The following is a 16,821-nucleotide window of genomic DNA, read 5'->3' as shown; positions in this document are numbered from 1 at the left end:
ACTGCCCGCCGAGCCGGAGTAGAACAACCACGTACAGGCTCCCGGACACCGTCGGAAGCAGAAAGGCGAGGACCGTGTGGACGACAAGCCCTCGCCCTGGGGCAAGGCCCAGATGTGCCCGGGCCGCACGGCTCACACGGGGCCTGGGGGTGCCTGGCGCGTCGTTCGCGTCCGCCCTCTCGATCGCTCGGCGCAGCTTCCTGCGGCTTCTCCCGGTCGTGATACCCAGGCGCACGCCGTGGGCGTCGTGCACCAGCAGGGTCCGGTACGCGCTGCCGTACGAGAATGTCGTCAGCAGTCGGACTGTGATGATCCGGTTGAGGTCGACGGACCGTTCGCCGGTCAGGGTGTGCGCAGTCAGGTGCGACGATGAGCGCCGGAGCGGGACGCGCTCCTCGCACAGTGCGGGTAGGAGGAGGAAGCCGGCGACCGCGGACAGCAGGCCGAGCACGATTGGTGTGCCTTCGGGGGTTACCCCCGCCCTGGCCAGCCCGTAGCCGCCGAAAGGCAGCAGGAGGACCGCCACCGCTAGGCCCGATCCCATGCGTGCACGCCTCACGCTGTGGGGTGTTGCTTTCACTGACGCCTCCATTTCTGTCGGCAGCCATCAGCATGCAGGTGCGGCGGACCGCTGCGCATTGCCGGTGTCCGGCAATCTTCGGCTCTGGACCCGCCCCCGTACCAGCAGCCATAGGTGATCGTCGTTCGGTGTGGGAACAGGCCGGCCACCGCTGATCTCGGTGACGTGTGTGGACTCTTCAAGATCGTGCGGTGGCCGCGGCCGTGCAGCCGCGGCCGGGACCCGGTCCGGCCGTCTCAGGCGACCCGCCCTCGCGCGGCAACCCACTCGTCGAACGTCACCCTGCCCCGCGGCCCCGGATCCTGGGGAAGCAGGCCCGTGGTGGTCATGGCGCGGCCCACCGAACCCGGCAGCTTCACTGGGAGGACGGGACGGCGGCCGCCCCGGGCCCGCTGGAGCCTCCTGACCATGTCCACCATCTCGTGGACCTCGGGCCCGGCGAGTTCGGGGGCGAGGCCCCGCGGGTCGCCCTCGACCAGTTCCGTCAGGTGAGCGGCGACCTCCGCCGCCGCGATCGGTTGGCACCGCATCCGCGGAGCGATCACGAGGGGGCCGCCGCGGGCCAGCGTCTGGGCCGCGAACTCGTGCCACTGGGTGGCCCGTAGGACGGTGTACGGCACCCGGCCCCGGCGTACCAGCTCCTCCTGACGCAGCTTGCCGAGGTAGTAGCCCATGGCGACGCGGTCGCACCCCACGATCGACAGCACGAGATGGTGGCCGACCCCCGCTGCCTCTTCCGCGCGCAGCAGATGCGTGGTGGCCGCCTCGAAGAACGCCACCGACCTGGCGCGGCTCGTGGTGACGACGTTGGAGACGTCGACCACCGTGTCCACACCGTCCAGCGCCTTCGCCAGCCCCGCGCCCGTGGTGAGGTCCACGCCCGTGGACCGGGCGAGGACGACAGGTCCGTGCCCGTTCTCCCGGAGGGCCTCGACGATCAGCTTCCCCATCCATCCGGTCCCGCCGGCCACTGCGATGCGCATCTTCTGCCACCTTCCCTGTCGCACGACGCCGGAAGTCGCTTCCGGCCCCAAGCAGACCGGACAGGACGGCGGTTCGTGACACCGTCCCGCTGTCATCCACCTCTCATCCATTCTGTTGACTGACCATATGGCCAATCTGGTCAGTCGGTTCTAGGGTGATGGCAGCACACCGGAGAAGACAAGGGGTGAGGGGCATGGCCGTACAGGGAAGCGGAGGCCGGGCACTGGTGGTGGGACTTGGTGTGGCGGGTATCTCCGCCGCACTCCGCCTGCACCAGGCCGGCTGGGAGGCTGTGGTGGTGGAACGCGCGCTGCAGCGCAGGTCGGGGGGCTACTTCATCGGACTGTTCGGCTCGGGTGCCGCGTCCGCCGCGCGTCTCGGCATCCTGGACGCCATCGGTGACCGCCGGGCACCGGGCAGCGTCGTCCACGAGGTCGACCGGACCGGACGTCGCCACCGAGGCATGGGCTTCACCGACCTGCCGCACCGGCCGCGCATGTTGCTGCGCGGCGATGTGGAGACCGCACTGTTCGAGGCGCTGCCACCCGAGGTCGAGGTCCGCTTCGCGACCGTGCCCGAGCGCATCGTCCAGTACGCCGACAAGGCCGAGGTGACCCTGCGCGACCAGAGCACCGGTACCGGGGTCACCGAGCGGTTCGACCTGGTGGTCGGCGCGGACGGACTCCGTTCCACCGTCCGTCGGCTTGTCTTCGGGCCGGACGCCAACCACCTGCGCTCGCTCGACCAGATCATCGCAGCCGCCCTGCTGGACGAGCAGGTCGGCGGGTTCGACCCGCACGACGGACTGGTTTTGGCGGAGGTGGGCCGCTCGGCGTGGGTATGGCCCTTCGCCGACCGTGGCCCCAGCGTGCTCTTCACCTACCGCACCGACGACATCGACGCGCAGTTCCGCCGTCCCGCTATCGACTCCCTTCGCGCCGCCTTCGGCCCCCGCCCGGCGGGCCCGCTGCTGGGCGAGCTGCTCGACAGGTTCGAGAAGGCCGACGACCACCTCTTCGACTCCGTCCACCAGGTGCGTATGCGCCAGTGGCACCATGACCGGGTCGTCCTCCTCGGCGACGCGGCCTGGTGCCTGACCCTCTTCTCGGGCCTCGGCACCTCGGCGGCCCTGGCAGGCGGAGAGCTCCTCGGCACCATGCTCGAACGCCACCCCGGCGACCTCCCGGCGGCGCTCGGTGACTGGGAGGGCCGGATGCGGCCGTACATCGACTACCAGCACGCCCACCTCGGGCCCGAGCGCGTGCTGTTCATGCCCGCCACCCGCACCCAGCGTGCCGTGCGCAGCACCCTGCTGCGCTCGCGGTGGACGCCCGTCCTCGGACCGGCCCTCGGGCATTTGATGGCCGCCAGCGACCTGACGAAGATGAAGAACGTCGATGTCGCCGCTGCCTGACGCCCGGCGCCTCGCCGCCCGGCGCCGGGCGGCGAGGCAGAACCAGGGAAGGAAACCCCGCTCATGACACCGGTTCCACTGGTCCAGGACGCCCCGAAGGCCGTACGCATCCTCCGGGCGACCCGAGACCTGGGCCTCAAGCACGGCTTCCGCAAAGTCACCATCGCGGAGATCGCCCAGTCCGCGGGGGTGGGCAAGGGGACCGTGTACCTGTACTGGTCCAGCAAGGAGAGCCTCGTCCTCGGCGTGTGCGGCAGGGAGGTCGTCTCCTGGCTGGACCAGGTGATCGACCGCCTCGCCGAGGATCCGTCCACCGTGCACCTGCGCCGGCTCGCCCCGCTGCTCCTGCACACCACGCTCGGCCATCCGCTGACCCGGCGGATGATGACCGGCGACGCCGATCTGGCACATGTCCTGGCCGAGCGCGACGAGGACCGCGAGGTGCTCGAGCACACCAAGGCCGGAGCGATGTGCCAGGCGGTGGTCCCCGTGCTCCGCCGGCACGGACTGGTCCGCGACGACGAATCGCCCCAGGACCAGGGCTACGCCCTGCACGCCCTGCTGTACGGCTTCCTCATGACCCTCGCCGACCCGGCCGCCGCGGGGCCGCTCCGCGCGGACGACCCCGACCGGGTGATCTCCCGGACCGTGGGTCGTCTCCTCGAACCCCGGGACCCCCCGGCCGACGCCGCGGTGGCTGCGGCGGCCCGGGAGACGCGCGAGGTGTTCACCGGCCTGCGGGACACCGTTCTCGGCCGCATCGCACCCGCCTGAACGCCCGCACCACGAAAATGGTGTGCATGCGTCTCCGTGCGTCCCGCGGCCGGTCGGACGGATTCCCGCCGGTCGGGTCGGGCGCCCCGTACTAATCTGTACTCCGGACGGGCTGCTGCACACCGTGTACACGGTTCGCTTCGGGGATGCGAAGCGGACGGTGCGGACGCGCGGCAGAGAGGGTTGACGATCGAGAGGAACACATGGTCTCCGTGGCCCGCACGACGCAGAACATCGAGATCACCGCGGAGACTCTGCAGGAAGAACTGCACCGCCTGGAAGCACAGCGGCAGGCATTGGAACGTGAGCTGGCGGCCGTGGTTGCCCACTTGGGCTCCGTGCAGACGGCGCTCGGCGCCTTGCAGAACCTGATCCGGACGGCACCCACCGTGAAGGCACCCGCCACGGAGACCACGCCCGCCGCGCACGCCCCCGCACCAGAGGACCGAGCCGGGGCCGACGAGGAAGCCGTCGACGCGCCCCGGCCGACGACCGGAGCCGCCCCGGCGCCGTCCGACCACACGGCACGGGGACGCGGCTCCGCCGGGCCGGCTCCGCAGCGCCACGCCGACGACGCCGAGCAGGGCAAGTACGGCCGGCTCACCGAGCAGATCCTCGAATACCTCGCCGCGACCGGCACCAGTGTGCGGGCGCGCGACGTCGCGGCCGCGCTGGGACGAGACACGGACTCGGGCAGCATCAACGCCGTACGCAGCACGCTGGACCGGCTGGTGGGCACGTCCCGCGTCCAGCGGGCCGGGCGTGGCCTCTACCGCGCCAACCCCTCCTGAACCGCTCGATGCGGCGGGCCGCCGACGGGTGCCGGACACCGTGAGGTCCGGCGCACCCGTCGGCCTCAGTGTCCGTCGGGCAGCCAGGCTCAGTAACGGACACGGTGACAGCACCAGGTCCTGTACCCCGTGTAGAACGAGAGGCCCCGATGCCGCACCTCACCGTCGACTACTCGATACGACTGGCAGCCGTCTTCGACCGCGCCGCCTTCGTGCGTGAACTCCACCCACTCGTCATCGATCTGACGAGATCGGCGGGCGTGTGCAAGACGTTCTTCCGCGCGGCCGACGCCTGCGTCCACGACGGTTCCGACGAGGCGTCCACCTTCGTGCACGTGGAGATCGGCCTGCTGCCGGGTCGCTCTGAGGAGGTCAAGGCGCGGCTGTCCGACCGCGTCCTCGCCCTTACCGCCACCTGCATCCCCGCAGCCATGGCACCGTGGGCGGTCCTTTCCGTGGAGGTACGCGACCTGTCCCGCTCGTACCGCCTCCGCTCCCCGCACCGGAACCGGACGACCGACCGGCGTCCTACTTTCTTCGGTTGACACATTCGCATAGTAGGTGTCCGTTGGACACACGCTGTCGATGCCATTGGGGAGGGACCATACGCCCGCCCCACCGGACGATGCCGTCCCGCCGTTCCCCGTTGCGCAGCCGTGCTGACGCGTCTTCTCCCCGGTCCCGGCGGTCGTTTCCGTCGTCCGCGAGAGCGGATTCCATGCGTCGACCCATACGTTTCATCGCTACAGCCGCTCTGGCGGCCTTCGTCCTGGCCGCCCAATGCGGCGCACACCACTCGCGGCGGTCCCGGGTGTCACCGCGAGGAGATCCCCGCCCGTGCAGTCCTCGGACGGGCTGTCACAGCACGGGAAGCTGTCCGGTCCCTTGGAGGGACGTCCTGGAAGAGGCACGGGCGGAGCCGTGTTCACGGCCGGGCGAGGGAGGTGAGGACCTTTGGCGGCAAAGGGACCACCACCGTGCTGGCTACCTTACCCACGATGTTCTCCTGCCAAGGTGGATGCCGGGACGGGTACCGGACGCCCCCTGACGCGGCGTTCGGCCGGCCCCCCGGATCGCCCGACCCCCAGCAGCGCGGTGCGGACCGGCCGGCGGCCGGGCACCTCCCGCGCCAGAGGAAAGAGGCTCATGTTGCGAAACCTTCAGAACCGTGTCGACCTGCCCGCCGTCGTCAGCTCGCTGACGGCGGAGGCCGCGATACTCGAGGAACGCATCCGGACCCTGCGCGAGGAACTGGCCGCGGTGTCTGCCCACACCAGCGTGGTGGCCGACGCGCTCCGCTCCGCCGAGCGCGCTACCGTCTGTTGCGCCGGGGAAGCGGACCCTGGTGAGCGGGCCCGGAAACGGGCGGTGCCTGCTGCGGGCGGTTCCCACGGCCGCGGCGGCCCGACCGCGTGCCGCCGTTGAGCAGTGCTCGTCAAGGCCGCCGGACACCGGGCCACCCTCGACCTCGTCGCACCGAACGAGCGGCTCGGCTTCGGCGGAGCCCGGGCGCGGGACCGGCACCTCCAGTTCGGTGTGTCCACCCCTTCCAAGGTTGCTGCCGGGCGACAGCGCACCAGCCGCATCGAGCTTGGAGCCGCCGTCGGACCACTGGGCCGGGAAATCCCCTGCGCCTCGTGGAGTACCCGGCGACCGTCGGCGTCCTCTCCGGCGGTGGGCGCAACTTCGGTGTCAGCGGCGAGGGAGCCGACACAATTCACGCAGGCGCGGTCGACTCTGTACCCCGGACGTCGCGGAGCGGGAACGCTGCGGTTACCAGTGGCTGGACCGCCTGGCCAGCTGCTTGCGCGGCGGGCCGGTCGGCGCATTCCGCGGAACGAGGGGACCGATACGTACTCCGGCCGGGCTCAGCCCCATTCACCGGGCTGAGCAGGCGCATCTGGTAGGACGGCGGCAGCTTCCGGTCCGCCTGCCGGGCCAGGCAGAGCGAGCTCAACTTCCCGACGTCCGTGCGTTCCGGCCCACCGCCCCGACAACGGGCGGGCCCGTGTCTCCCAGAGACTGGGGTCGTACCCACCGACTCCTGCCATCCCGCCCGGCGTTCCCGTGTACACGGCGTACGCCCGTCAGCGGAACGCGAGGATCCGCGCACCCCGCAGGGGCCCCAGCGAGTTCGCGCCGGACCTCAGGGGTCCTCGCGGGAGATCGCCGAGCGCCACCTCGTCCATGCGGCCCACTACGTACAGATCCTCACTGACATGGCGCCCCTGCTCGGTCCGGCAAGTGGGCTGGAGGTCGGCTCCGGCCGGAGGGATTCTGGACGCTGAAGCAAATTTCTTGGACTAATGATTATTACTCCTCCGGTTCCATCCACCTACGCTGGCAGTGCACGACAGAAGTCGGCAGACCACCCCAGCCAGGAGAGCGAAACCCGTGAACGACCGGAACACTCCCGTCACCACCCCCTTCCACTCCCACGCCACCACTCACGAGGTCATCGACGGCGTCGCCCTGACCGGCCGTCGCGCGATCGTCACCGGCGGCGCCTCGGGCATCGGCCTGGAGACCGTCCGGGCGCTCGCCGGCGCGGGCGCCGACGTAGTCGTGGCCACCCGTGACCCGCGCGCCGCCCAGGCACTGGAACGGGACGGCGGACACGGCGCCGGCCGGGTGCGGGCCGCCGCCCTCGACCTGTCCGACCTCGCCTCGGTGGACGCCTTCGTCCGCTCCTGGACCGGCCCCCTGGACATCTTGGTGGCCAACGCCGGCGTGATGGCCGTCCCCGCCCGCGAGGTGACGGCCGTCGGCTGGGAGCTCCAGCTCGCCACCAACTTCCTCGGCCACTTCGTACTGGCCGACGGACTGCACCCGTACCTCAAGGAGTCCGGCGCGGCCCGGCTGGTCGTCGTCAGCTCCGGCGCCCATCGCACCGCGCCCTTCGACTTCGAGGACCCGCAGTTCGAGCACCGCCCCTACGACCGCTGGACGGCCTACGGCCAGTCCAAGACGGCGGACGTCCTGCTCGCCGTGGGCGCACGGCGCTGGGCGGCCGACGGCATCACCGCCAACGCGCTCAACCCCGGCTGGATCAGCACCAACCTGCAGCGTCACGTGGACGACGAGACGATGCGGGCCTTGGGCGCGATCGACGAGAACGGTGACATCATCAAGACGCCGTACTACAAGACGCCCGAGCAAGGGGCCGCCACCTCCGTGCTGCTGGCCGCCTCGCCCCTGGTCGAAGGGGTCACCGGACGCTACTTCGAGGACAACCAGGAGGCGGCGGTCGTCACCGGCGAGGAAGAGGAGGAGCCGGTGGGCGGCGTCGCGGCCCACGCGGTCGACCGCGGCACCGCCGACCGTCTGTGGGAGCTGGCCGCCTCCGTCCCGCACGGCGCCGGGACGGTGTGACGGGCCGATCGCACTGGCTCCGCGGGTGTCGGCCTTCGACCGTGATGCGGGGCTGCCCGGCTGTCACAGACAACCGGGCAGACTTGTCTGCTTGTTGAAAGCGAAAAGAACAGCCCCGAGGAGCTGAGGTCACCGTGCGGGACATACTGATCGTCGGCGGCGGGTACGCGGGTTTCTACACTGCATGGGGGCTGGAGAAGCGGCTGCGCCCGGGAGAAGCCCGCATCACCGTCGTGGACCCTCGTCCCTACATGACTTACCAGCCGTTTCTGCCGGAAGTGCTGGCCGGCTCGGTGGAGGCTCGGCACGCCGCCGTCTCCCTCCGCCGCCACTTGCGTCGCACCCGTGTGGTGGCCGGAACGGTGACCGAGGTCAGCAACGCCGACCATACGGTGACGGTTCGCCCCGTGAACGGGCCGGACCGACTCTTGCGGTACGACACTCTGGTGGTCACTGCGGGCGTCGTCACCCGTACCTTCCCCATCCCCGGCCTCGACGAGCAGGCCATCGGACTCAAGCACGTCGAGGAGGCCGTCGCCGTCCGCGACCGGCTGCTCACCTCCTTCGACCAGGCCGCAACACTGCCCCCGGGGCCCGAGCGCAGGAAGCTGCTCACGGCCACCTTCGTCGGCGGCGGGTTCTCGGGTGTCGAGGGCTTCGCAGAACTTCACTCCCTGGCGACCGCGCTGCTCAAGCACTACCCGGAGATCAGGGGGGAGGAGATCGCCTTCCACCTGATCGAGGCCCGGGACCGCATCCTCCCCGAGGTCACCGACAAGCCCGGCGCCTGGGTGGTCCGCTTCCTGGAGGGCCGGGGTGCACACGTCCACCTGAACACCCAGGTCCTGTCCGCGGAGAACGGCCACGTCATCCTCTCGAGCGGCGAGGAGTACGACTCCGGCCTGATCGTCTGGGCCGCCGGCAACGCCTCCAACCCCGTCGTGCACCGGCACACCGACTTGCCCGTCGACGAACGCGGCATGCTCGTCGTACGGCCCGACCTGCGAGTCGGGACGGAGGAGCAGTACGTACCGGATGTGTGGGCCGCCGGTGACGATGCCGCCGTGCCCGACTTGACCGCGGGCCCGGGCGCGCGGACGGTCCCCAATGCCCAGCACGCCGTCCGCCAGGGCAAGCTCCTGGCGCGTAACATCGCCGCCGTGCTGCACGGCAGGAAGACCAGGCAGTACCTCCACCACAGCCTCGGCGTGGTCGCCACGCTCGGGCTGGGCCGCGGGATATTCCAGTACCGGCGCCTGGTAGTCAAGGGCTTCCCGGCCTGGCTGATGCACCGCGGCTACCACGTGCTGGCCGTGCCCTCCTGGGAGCGAAAGATCCGGGTCTTCGCGGTGTGGGCGACCGGCGCCCTCTACGGCCGCGACATCGTCTCCCTGCTGTCGGTCGAGGACCCGCGCGCTGCGTTCACCTCCCACAGCAACGCGCGGGAGGAGACCCGGCAGCCCGCCGACGCCCTGTGACCCCGCGGCCACCGGCGGAAGACGATCACGCCGCTCCGATAGCCGACTTGCTCAGCATCAGGAAGTCCGACAGGTACCCGTCGTGCGGCACACCCGGCGACTTCCAGTGGGGGGGACGGCCACCAAGGCACACGTGGGCGATGGTCGGCTCCGCGAGCAGGGTGTTCAGCAGCGCCTCGTCGCGGGTGAGCGCGAACAGCACGAACGTGTCATGCAGCGGGGCGACACCGCCCGCCCCGCGCCAGGGCGCCACTTACACGTAGGAGACGGGTCAGTTCGACGCGCACCTGTGGCGCGCCGGCTCGACCAGCGGGAACGCCTCCCGACGCGAGGGGCGTACGGCGACGCGGTGGCCGAGCGCCAGCGCCTCCAGCCACAGCCGCTGGACGCCCGGGCGGTTGTCGGAGGCTTGACGGCGAACAACTCGCCCCGGCGCATCCACAGTGCGTGGCCCCCGTCTGGGGGCAGGCCGCGGCGGTCGGAGCCCCCCAGGGGCCTGCCCAGTTCAGCCGGTGAGCGGGCCCGCGCGACGAAGTCGGCTGCGGCGCGGGGCGCTGCTCGCACCCCGGCAAGGGGAGTGCCCGCGACACGGCTGACCAGCCGCTCGTTCCGGTCGGACCCCAGGCCGCCGGTCGTGCCCGAGGCGAACTCTTCGCCCGCCGCCATCAGGGCGGCGACGCCGTCAACTCCCGCTCACCGTAGGCACCTTGCGATGGATGTCAGCCGCCCGTCGCTCGCGTCCCGCTCGGCGCCGCCGCGGAGGCCGCCACCGGACTGCTCACGGGCGGCCCCAGGCCGTCGCATCCGACACATGCTCCTTCGACCTACACGGGCGCCGACCGGACCGGCGAGGTGACCGCGGTGGAGCTGAACAGCCCCGTGGTGTGCCACGACCCGACGAACCGGTCGTCGGCTACTTGCCCTACGCGGCCGTCAGTCACCGGGTGCGGCCCGTCGGCCAGTAGTTGCCGGGCGTACGGAGGGGCGCCCCGCCCGGTCGCCCCTCCGAACGCGCGCCTACGCGGCGAGTCGCGCGGCGAGCAGGCCCGCCCTGTCGGCGGCCTCCTCCAGGGCCCGGGCGCGGGACTTCTCGAAAAGCGGCACCAGCTCGGCCATGGCCGGAGTCACCGGCGCCATCGTCAGTTCGGGGACGATGAAGTCGACGTCGAGGGCGAGGATGTCGCCGAGGACCGCAGTGAGGTAGTTCTGCACGTACTCGTAGGGCTCCTTCGGGGTGCCGGGCGCGTACGACCCGCCCCGGCTGGCCACGACGGTGACCGGGGTGCCCTTCAGAGACGGGGCGTCTCCCGCCGTGCGGCCGGGCAGGATCACGTTGTCCAGCCACGCCTTCAGAGTCGAGGCAATCGTGTAGTTGTACATCGGGGCACCGATGAGAACGGCGTCCGCCGCCTCCAACTCGGCGATCAGCTCCTGGCGACAGGCGAGAGCGAGCCGCTGCCCGGGGCTGCGGCCGGCCGGGTCGGTCAGGCCCGCGAGGTGGGCCTCGGCCGTGAGGTGGGGGACGGGTGCGTCGTGCAGATCGCGGTACACGACCTGGTTCCGCGGGTCCTGCCGCTCCCAGGTCTCCCGGAAGACGCGCGTCACGGCGCGCGAGGCGGAGACGTCGGCGGAAAAAACGGACGAGTCGATGTGCAGCAGCGTGGCCATGGGGGGCGACTCCTGGGAGTACGGAGGAGATGACAGTGAGGAAGACCAATGGGCACACTGTGCTGTGACAGAGCGGGCCAATAGTGTGACATGGCTTACACGGCCCCTTCGAAGCCGGGGGTGCAGTGCGTCTCGACTTGAGGCTAGGTAATCGTCCCGCCGGGCCGGATCACCCGCCTCCCCGGGGACCTGAGCAGTCCGTGGCCCGGCGGCGGTCCGTGCGGCGTACCGAAATCGTGTCCCTCTACGCCGCCGTCGGCTTCCGCATGGAGCAGTACCTGACGGTGTTCACGGCAGCAGAGGAGTGGCGCGATCGGTCGAGCGTTCGTAAGCCTGGAGTTTCGCCGGGCTCAGCACGTAGTACAGGTTCTGGATCCAGCCGTCGCTCACCGTGATCGACACGAACGCGGACAGCACGCCGTCCTCGAAGACCAACAGCGCCGGACGGCCGTTGGCCTCGGCGTAGCGGTAGTCGTTCCCGGCGACGAGCCGCTTGGAGTGGGCCGCGATCCGCGCGACGCGCTGGGCGCCGCGCACCACGGTCCGGGCGGCCCCCCGGATGCCGTTGCCGTCGGCGTAGGAGGTGGCGTCCGCCGAGAGCAGCTTTTCCAGCGAGACGACGTCGCCCGTCTGCGCCGCGCTCACGAAGGCTTCGAGCAGCCGGCGGTGCACCGTCCCGTCGACCGGCCGCGTCTCCCTGCGCTCCGCCGCCAGTCGCTTCTTGGACCGGCTGATGATCTGGCGGACGTTGTCCTGTTTCAGATGGAGGATGTCCGCGATCTGGTCGTACGGGTAGTCGAACGCCTCTCGCAGGACGTACGCGGCCCGCTCCACCGGCTTCAGCTTCTCGAGCAGGAGCAGGACGGCCAGTTCCAGCGCCTCGCCCCGTTCGGCCCCGACCTGGGGATCGACCCCGGTGTCGACGGGCTCGGGCAGCCAGGGGCCGACGTACGCCTCGCGGCGCACGCGAGCGGACTGGGCTACGTTGATGGCCAGGCGGGCGCTGATCGTACTGAGGAAAGCACCCGGATCGACCACCGTGCTGCGGTCCGTGGACTGCCAGCGCAGCCACGTGTCCTGGACTACGTCCTCCGCTTCGGCCACGCTGCCGAGGATGCGGTAGGCGATGCCGAACATCCGCGCCTTGTGACGAACGAAGTCGGCTGTTGCCCGGGTGAGGGAGTCATCAGTCGGCTCGTGGGGCGTATTCATGGTGCCGGTGCCTCCGCGGTTGGCAGCCTCACAGTGCGAGCGGCAGGTCCGCCGGGCCAGCTCGAGAACATCCCGCCTGCGGCGATCTTAACTCTGGTGGCCGTCCGCATCGCGGCAGGGTGAGCTACGCCGGACGCCGTTCACCCGCAGGCCAGCGTCAGGTCCACGAGGTGGCCGGAGGTACCGGGGGACACGCCGCCCGGCGCGCCTGATGCGCAGCACAGGCACGTGCCGCTGTGCGTCATGACGGCCAGGCTGCACACACCGCGTGCGCGGCAGAGGGCAGGACGGACGGTACGAGCCGGGTGCCGAGGTGCTGGCCTCATCCGCGTCTTCGACGAGGATGCACCGTTCGCACCGTGTGCGGTCGAAGGGGCCGTCCAACAGTACGTACGTGGGTCACGGCGACCATGCGGTCCGGGACGCCGGCAGGGGAGGAGACGCAGGGTTCCGGTCAAACGGTGTGCCACCGGAACGGTGGATCGGATACCGTCGGCCTGCACAGTCGGCCGCGCGCCCAGGTGCGACGGATCCGCCCCGCCAAGCGTTCCCCGAGCGGACGCCCGCCACGCCAGGACCAGAACGTGAGCGCTTTCACCGCACCCCCCGTCCCCGACCGTTCCCAGACCACGGCACGGCTGAGAGCTGCCGCGTCCGTCAGTGACGTCCTCGCCCCCGGACATCTGGTGATCGCGCTCCTCCTCGCCGTGGGGTGGAGCACCACGCACTCCTGGAACGGGCTGGGCTGGGGGCTGTTCGCCACGGTGTTCTGCGGATTCGTCCCCCTCGGCATCGTCCATCTCGGGGTCCGTCGGGGCACTCTCACCGACCGGCACATCCGCGTCCGCCGCCAGCGCATCGTCCCGATGGGCCACGCGCTGCTCTCGGTCGTGACGGGGCTGGTCGTGCTGAAGGTGCTCGACGCGCCGGGGGACGTCTACGCGACGGCGGTCTCCATGGTGGCGGGACTCGCCGGCACGCTCGTGACCACCGTGTGGTGGCAGATCTCCGTGCACAGCGCGGTGGCGACGGGCGCGGTGGTCATCCTGCTGCAGTGCTACGGATGGTGGTGCGCCCCCGCCGTGCCGCTGGTACTCGTCGTCATGTGGTCACGGCTGGAGCTGAAGGCGCACACCGTCGCCCAGTTGGCCGGTGGCGCCGCGCTGGGCTGCGCCATGGCCCTGCTCTTTCAGCTCTTCCGCTGAGACGGCACAGTGACCGGACGTCCGGACAGTGTCATCCGTGGCCCGTCCGCCCGGTCTGCGGCGGCACCTGACACGATGGACGGTCCGGTGTCGGGCACGTGCGGACCTGCTCGACCGTCAGTCCACCACAGGGAGGAACGGCCGTGGATGCCTTGCAGGATGTGCTGGCGCTGTTGGACACCCGCAGCCACCTGTCCTCAGGGCTGGTGGCGAGTGGGCTCTGCGCTTCCGTCCGCCGCCGGGCGTGAAGTTCAACGCCGTCCGGCGGGGGAGCTGCCTGCTGGAGGTCGAGGGTGCGGTCGAGTCCTTCGCCCTGTCAGCCGGTGACTGTTATCTCCTGACCCGGCCGAACGGGTTTGTGCTGCGCAGCGCGCCTGGGGTGCCCCCGGCCGACGCGGAAACCGTCTTCGCCCAGGCCGACGACGGCATCGCGCGGGCCGGGGGTGGTGATGAGGTGTTCCTGTTGGGCGGCAGTTTCTCGTTCGGCTCCCGAGCACGGGAGCTGCTGCTCGACGGCCTGCCCCCGGTGATCCACGTGGCTGCCGGCACCCCCCAGGCACGAACCGTGGAATGGGCGCTGGACGAGATCGACCGGGAACTGCGGCACCGTGCCGCGGGCTCCACCCTGGTGGCGGAGAACCTCGCCGTCGTCATGCTCGTTCACGTGCTCCGTGTCCACCTCGCCCGAACGCCTCTTGCCGCGCCCGGCTGGCTCGCCGGTCTGGCCGATCCCGTGGTCGCCGCGGCGCTGGCGGCAGTGCACGGGGACCCGGCCCGCGCCTGGACCGTGGCCGAGCTGGCGCGGGCGGGCTCGGTATCCCGCTCCACCCTCGCCGCGCGCTTCAAACAGGCGGTCGGTCAGGGCCCGTCGGAGTACCTGACGAGCTGGCGTATCGAACTCGCCGCCCGGCGGCTGCTGGACGACGGCGAGACCCTCTCGTCCGTGGCGCGCGCGGTCGGTTACGGCTCCGAGAGCGCCCTGAGCACGGCCTTCAAACGGGTCACGGGGCTCTCGCCCCGCGACTACCGCAGACGCGTCCGGTCGCACACGTCTGCGGCCACCGCCAACCTGTGACACCATGTGCCTCTTTCGCGGTGGCTCACGCACACGCTCTCTCCCGCACGCGCGCTGTCCATCAGCAGGTCCGCCCAGGAGCAGGTACGTTGGCGGGGCGGCGGACCAGCCGCGCAGGGGTGCGGACGTCTTTGACCAGCCCCAGCCCCGCGACGTGTGCCCTGTGCCGGGACGTCGAAGCGGTGAGACGAGGCGACCCTCCTCCCCGGTATCGGCCGCCACGCCCGCCGTGGCCGCACCGTCCCGCATCCCGGCACCGACCCCCTCGCCCTCGGCCAACTCCTATGCGTCCGCTCCCGGAGTCGCGCGGGCCTCGGCCAGCAGCCGCTCGGACGCCTCCCACAGCCGGTCGGCGTTGGCCGGGTCGACGGCGTAGTCGGCCACACCCGAGGCCCAGCCGTTGCCGTCGTGCACCACCTCGGCCTCGTTGTTGTCCTCGAAGTAGCGTCCGCTCACCCCGTCCAGCAGCGGCGAGGTGGCGAGGAGGACCGACGTGGCCGCGCCCTGCCGGGTGTTCTTGCGGCGTTCCGACGGCGTCTTCAGACCACCGGTGTGACGCTGCAGGTTGGTGGCGATGGCTCCCGGCATCAGCGCGTTGGCGGTGATGCCGTCCCGGCCCCAGCGGCGGCCGGCGGCGACCGCGAACTGCACCGTGGCGGTCTTGGACTGGCCGTAGGCGACCAGCGGATCGTAGGGGCGGAAGCGGAAGTTGATGTCGTCGAAGACGACGGGGGAGATCAGGTGGCCGCTGGAGCTGACGACGACGATACGAGCGCCCTCGGCAGCGAGGCTGTCGTGCAGCCCCGTCGCAAGCGCGAAGTGCCCCAGGTGGTTGGTGGCGAACTGCCCCTCCCAGCCCTCGGCCGTGTATGCCGGCTCGGGGGTCGCCATGACGCCGGCGTTGTGGACGAGGACGTGCAGCGGACCTGCCCAGCCCGCCACGAACGCTGCCACCGAGCGGCGGTCGGAGACGTCCAGCCGCCGTACGCCGACGGCTGGGTTGCCGGTGGTGGCGGTGATGTCGGCCGCAGTCCTCTCTCCCGCGGCGGTGTCGCGCACCGCCAGTGTCACCTCGGCGCCGGTACGGGCCAGGGTGCGGGCAGTCTCCACGCCGATGCCGGACGTGGCGCCGGTGACGACGATCCGCCGGCCGGTCAGGTCGACGCCCTCCGCCACCTCGTCGGCTGTGGAGGAGAAACCGTAGGGAGTGGTGATGCGTGCCATGGACGAAAGCCTCACTGATTCGCTGTGCTGTCTGGTCATGCTGACTCGTTGTGTTCTTGGTACAGCGCCTCGGTGGGACGCGGCCGGTGGCTCAGGCACCGCACTTGTTCGGGGCGAGCGCGGCGACGGCCTCGACAAGACCGTCCGCGCCGGCCAGGCCGCGGAGCCGGAGTTCCTCCGGGTCGCCGCCTCGGGCGCGCACACCTTCCGCGAAGTGCTGGATGTCCTTGCGCATCAGGTTCCGCAGATGCGGCGCGTTCCGGGTGGTGATGTCGGTGCCCAGGGCGCTCAACACCCGGCTGCCACCGCTGGCGCCGGCGATGACGTCAACTGCGGCGGTGGTGTCCACGCCGAGGTGGCCCGCGAGGGCGATCAGGTCGACCGCGTTCTTCAGGTTGGACATGGTCAGGGCGTTGTTGAGCAGCTTGGTCAGCTGGCCGCTGCCGGCCGCCCCCAGGTGAGCCACGCGGGCGGAGAACGCGGCGAAGAGCGGAGCGCACCGGTCGAAGGCGTCCCGGTCACCGCCCACGAACGTGGTCAGGGTACGGGCCCGTGCCCCCGGGCTGCCGCCGCTGACCGGGGCGTCCAGGAAACTCACCCCGTGCGGAGCGAGGAGGCGCGCGAAGGCAGCGTTACCGTCCGGGTCGCCGGTGCCGTGGTTGACCACGACGGAGCCCGGCCGCAGGGCGGACAGCACACCGGGGGTGTGCAGCGCGTCCCGTACGTCGTCGTCGTCCCGCAGGCACAGGGCGAGGACGTCACTGACCGAGGCCAGGGCGGGCAGCGAGGCGGCCACGGTGTGCGGACGGCCCGCCAGAGCACCGAGGGATTCGGGGCGCCGGGCCCAGACCCGCAGGTCGTGCCCGAGGTCGCCGAGGGCCTGGGCCATCGGCGCGCCCTGGTCCCCCAGGCCGACGAAGCCGACCACGGGGCCGGAGAGGGTGTCATTGCCGTTCATGGCACCGATGGTGCGCCTCTGACCGGGACCCGGCCAGTACCCGACGGACACTGGTACTGACAGGGCCAGGCACACAGTGTGGGTGT

At 71.1% G+C, this 16,821-nt stretch carries 16 protein-coding genes; 9 read left to right on the top strand and 7 right to left on the bottom strand.

Features of this window, described 5'->3' with window-relative positions:
• Both B9W62_RS04260 and B9W62_RS04255 read right to left on the bottom strand, forming a co-directional pair.
• Nucleotides 1-526, bottom strand: a 526-nt coding sequence (locus tag B9W62_RS04260) for an HAD family hydrolase (protein WP_256976175.1), incomplete at its 3' end; no start/stop codon positions are given.
• A 290-nt stretch (nt 527-816) separates the two neighbouring features.
• Nucleotides 817-1,563 (bottom strand): SDR family oxidoreductase, encoded by a 747-nt coding sequence (locus B9W62_RS04255; RefSeq protein WP_087805335.1) that lies wholly within the window; start codon nt 1,561-1,563, stop codon nt 817-819.
• A 194-nt stretch (nt 1,564-1,757) separates the two neighbouring features.
• Between B9W62_RS04255 and B9W62_RS04250 the strand changes: the two genes are divergently transcribed.
• The 7 genes from B9W62_RS04250 to B9W62_RS04220 all read left to right on the top strand — a co-directional run bounded on the left by B9W62_RS04250 (nt 1,758) and on the right by B9W62_RS04220 (nt 9,393).
• On the top strand, nt 1,758-2,978 hold the full coding sequence (locus B9W62_RS04250; protein ID WP_087805333.1) for an FAD-dependent monooxygenase: 1,221 nt from the start codon (nt 1,758-1,760) through the stop codon (nt 2,976-2,978).
• Between the two features lie 63 nt (nt 2,979-3,041).
• On the top strand, nt 3,042-3,752 hold the full coding sequence (locus B9W62_RS04245; RefSeq protein WP_087805331.1) for a TetR/AcrR family transcriptional regulator: 711 nt from the start codon (nt 3,042-3,044) through the stop codon (nt 3,750-3,752).
• Between the two features lie 203 nt (nt 3,753-3,955).
• On the top strand, nt 3,956-4,543 hold the full coding sequence (locus B9W62_RS04240; protein ID WP_087805329.1) for a hypothetical protein: 588 nt from the start codon (nt 3,956-3,958) through the stop codon (nt 4,541-4,543).
• Between the two features lie 149 nt (nt 4,544-4,692).
• Nucleotides 4,693-5,088 (top strand): 5-carboxymethyl-2-hydroxymuconate Delta-isomerase, encoded by a 396-nt coding sequence (locus B9W62_RS04235; protein ID WP_087805327.1) that lies wholly within the window; start codon nt 4,693-4,695, stop codon nt 5,086-5,088.
• A 601-nt stretch (nt 5,089-5,689) separates the two neighbouring features.
• On the top strand, nt 5,690-5,968 hold the full coding sequence (locus tag B9W62_RS04230; protein ID WP_087805326.1) for a hypothetical protein: 279 nt from the start codon (nt 5,690-5,692) through the stop codon (nt 5,966-5,968).
• Nucleotides 5,969-6,937: 969 nt separating this feature from the next.
• The gene (locus B9W62_RS04225) at nt 6,938-7,915 is read left to right on the top strand and encodes an SDR family NAD(P)-dependent oxidoreductase (RefSeq protein WP_087805324.1); all 978 of its coding nucleotides are present in this window, start codon (nt 6,938-6,940) and stop codon (nt 7,913-7,915) included.
• Nucleotides 7,916-8,049: 134 nt separating this feature from the next.
• Nucleotides 8,050-9,393, top strand: a complete 1,344-nt coding sequence (locus tag B9W62_RS04220; protein WP_087805323.1) for an NAD(P)/FAD-dependent oxidoreductase — start codon at nt 8,050-8,052, stop codon at nt 9,391-9,393.
• A gap of 25 nt (nt 9,394-9,418) precedes the next feature.
• On the opposite strand, the gene B9W62_RS04215 is transcribed toward B9W62_RS04220, so the two are convergent.
• The 3 genes from B9W62_RS04215 to B9W62_RS04205 form a co-directional block, all read right to left on the bottom strand.
• Nucleotides 9,419-9,646 carry a hypothetical protein gene (locus B9W62_RS04215; protein ID WP_087805321.1) on the bottom strand — a complete coding sequence of 76 codons (228 nt, stop codon included), beginning with the start codon at nt 9,644-9,646 and terminating at the stop codon, nt 9,419-9,421.
• Nucleotides 9,647-10,410: 764 nt separating this feature from the next.
• The gene (locus B9W62_RS04210; RefSeq protein ID WP_087805319.1) at nt 10,411-11,061 is read right to left on the bottom strand and encodes an FMN-dependent NADH-azoreductase; all 651 of its coding nucleotides are present in this window, start codon (nt 11,059-11,061) and stop codon (nt 10,411-10,413) included.
• Between the two features lie 288 nt (nt 11,062-11,349).
• On the bottom strand, nt 11,350-12,273 hold the full coding sequence (locus B9W62_RS04205) for a sigma-70 family RNA polymerase sigma factor (RefSeq protein ID WP_087805317.1): 924 nt from the start codon (nt 12,271-12,273) through the stop codon (nt 11,350-11,352).
• Nucleotides 12,274-12,857: 584 nt separating this feature from the next.
• Between B9W62_RS04205 and B9W62_RS04200 the strand changes: the two genes are divergently transcribed.
• Nucleotides 12,858-13,478: a phosphatase PAP2 family protein gene (locus tag B9W62_RS04200; RefSeq protein ID WP_087805315.1), complete on the top strand. Its 621-nt coding sequence runs from the start codon at nt 12,858-12,860 to the stop codon at nt 13,476-13,478.
• Between the two features lie 244 nt (nt 13,479-13,722).
• Nucleotides 13,723-14,553 carry an AraC family transcriptional regulator gene (locus B9W62_RS04195; RefSeq protein WP_256976174.1) on the top strand — a complete coding sequence of 277 codons (831 nt, stop codon included), beginning with the start codon at nt 13,723-13,725 and terminating at the stop codon, nt 14,551-14,553.
• A gap of 282 nt (nt 14,554-14,835) precedes the next feature.
• Here the strand turns inward: B9W62_RS04195 and B9W62_RS04190 are convergent, their stop codons facing one another.
• Nucleotides 14,836-15,777: an SDR family NAD(P)-dependent oxidoreductase gene (locus B9W62_RS04190; RefSeq protein WP_087805313.1), complete on the bottom strand. Its 942-nt coding sequence runs from the start codon at nt 15,775-15,777 to the stop codon at nt 14,836-14,838.
• Nucleotides 15,778-15,868: 91 nt separating this feature from the next.
• Nucleotides 15,869-16,735 carry an NAD(P)-dependent oxidoreductase gene (locus B9W62_RS04185; protein ID WP_087811728.1) on the bottom strand — a complete coding sequence of 289 codons (867 nt, stop codon included), beginning with the start codon at nt 16,733-16,735 and terminating at the stop codon, nt 15,869-15,871.
• Nucleotides 16,736-16,821 lie beyond the last annotated feature (86 nt).

Source organism: Streptomyces sp. CS113 (genome assembly GCF_002188365.1).
In the GTDB taxonomy this organism is placed as follows: domain Bacteria; phylum Actinomycetota; class Actinomycetes; order Streptomycetales; family Streptomycetaceae; genus Streptomyces; species Streptomyces tendae.
This window is presented reverse-complemented; position numbering and strand designations above follow the sequence as displayed.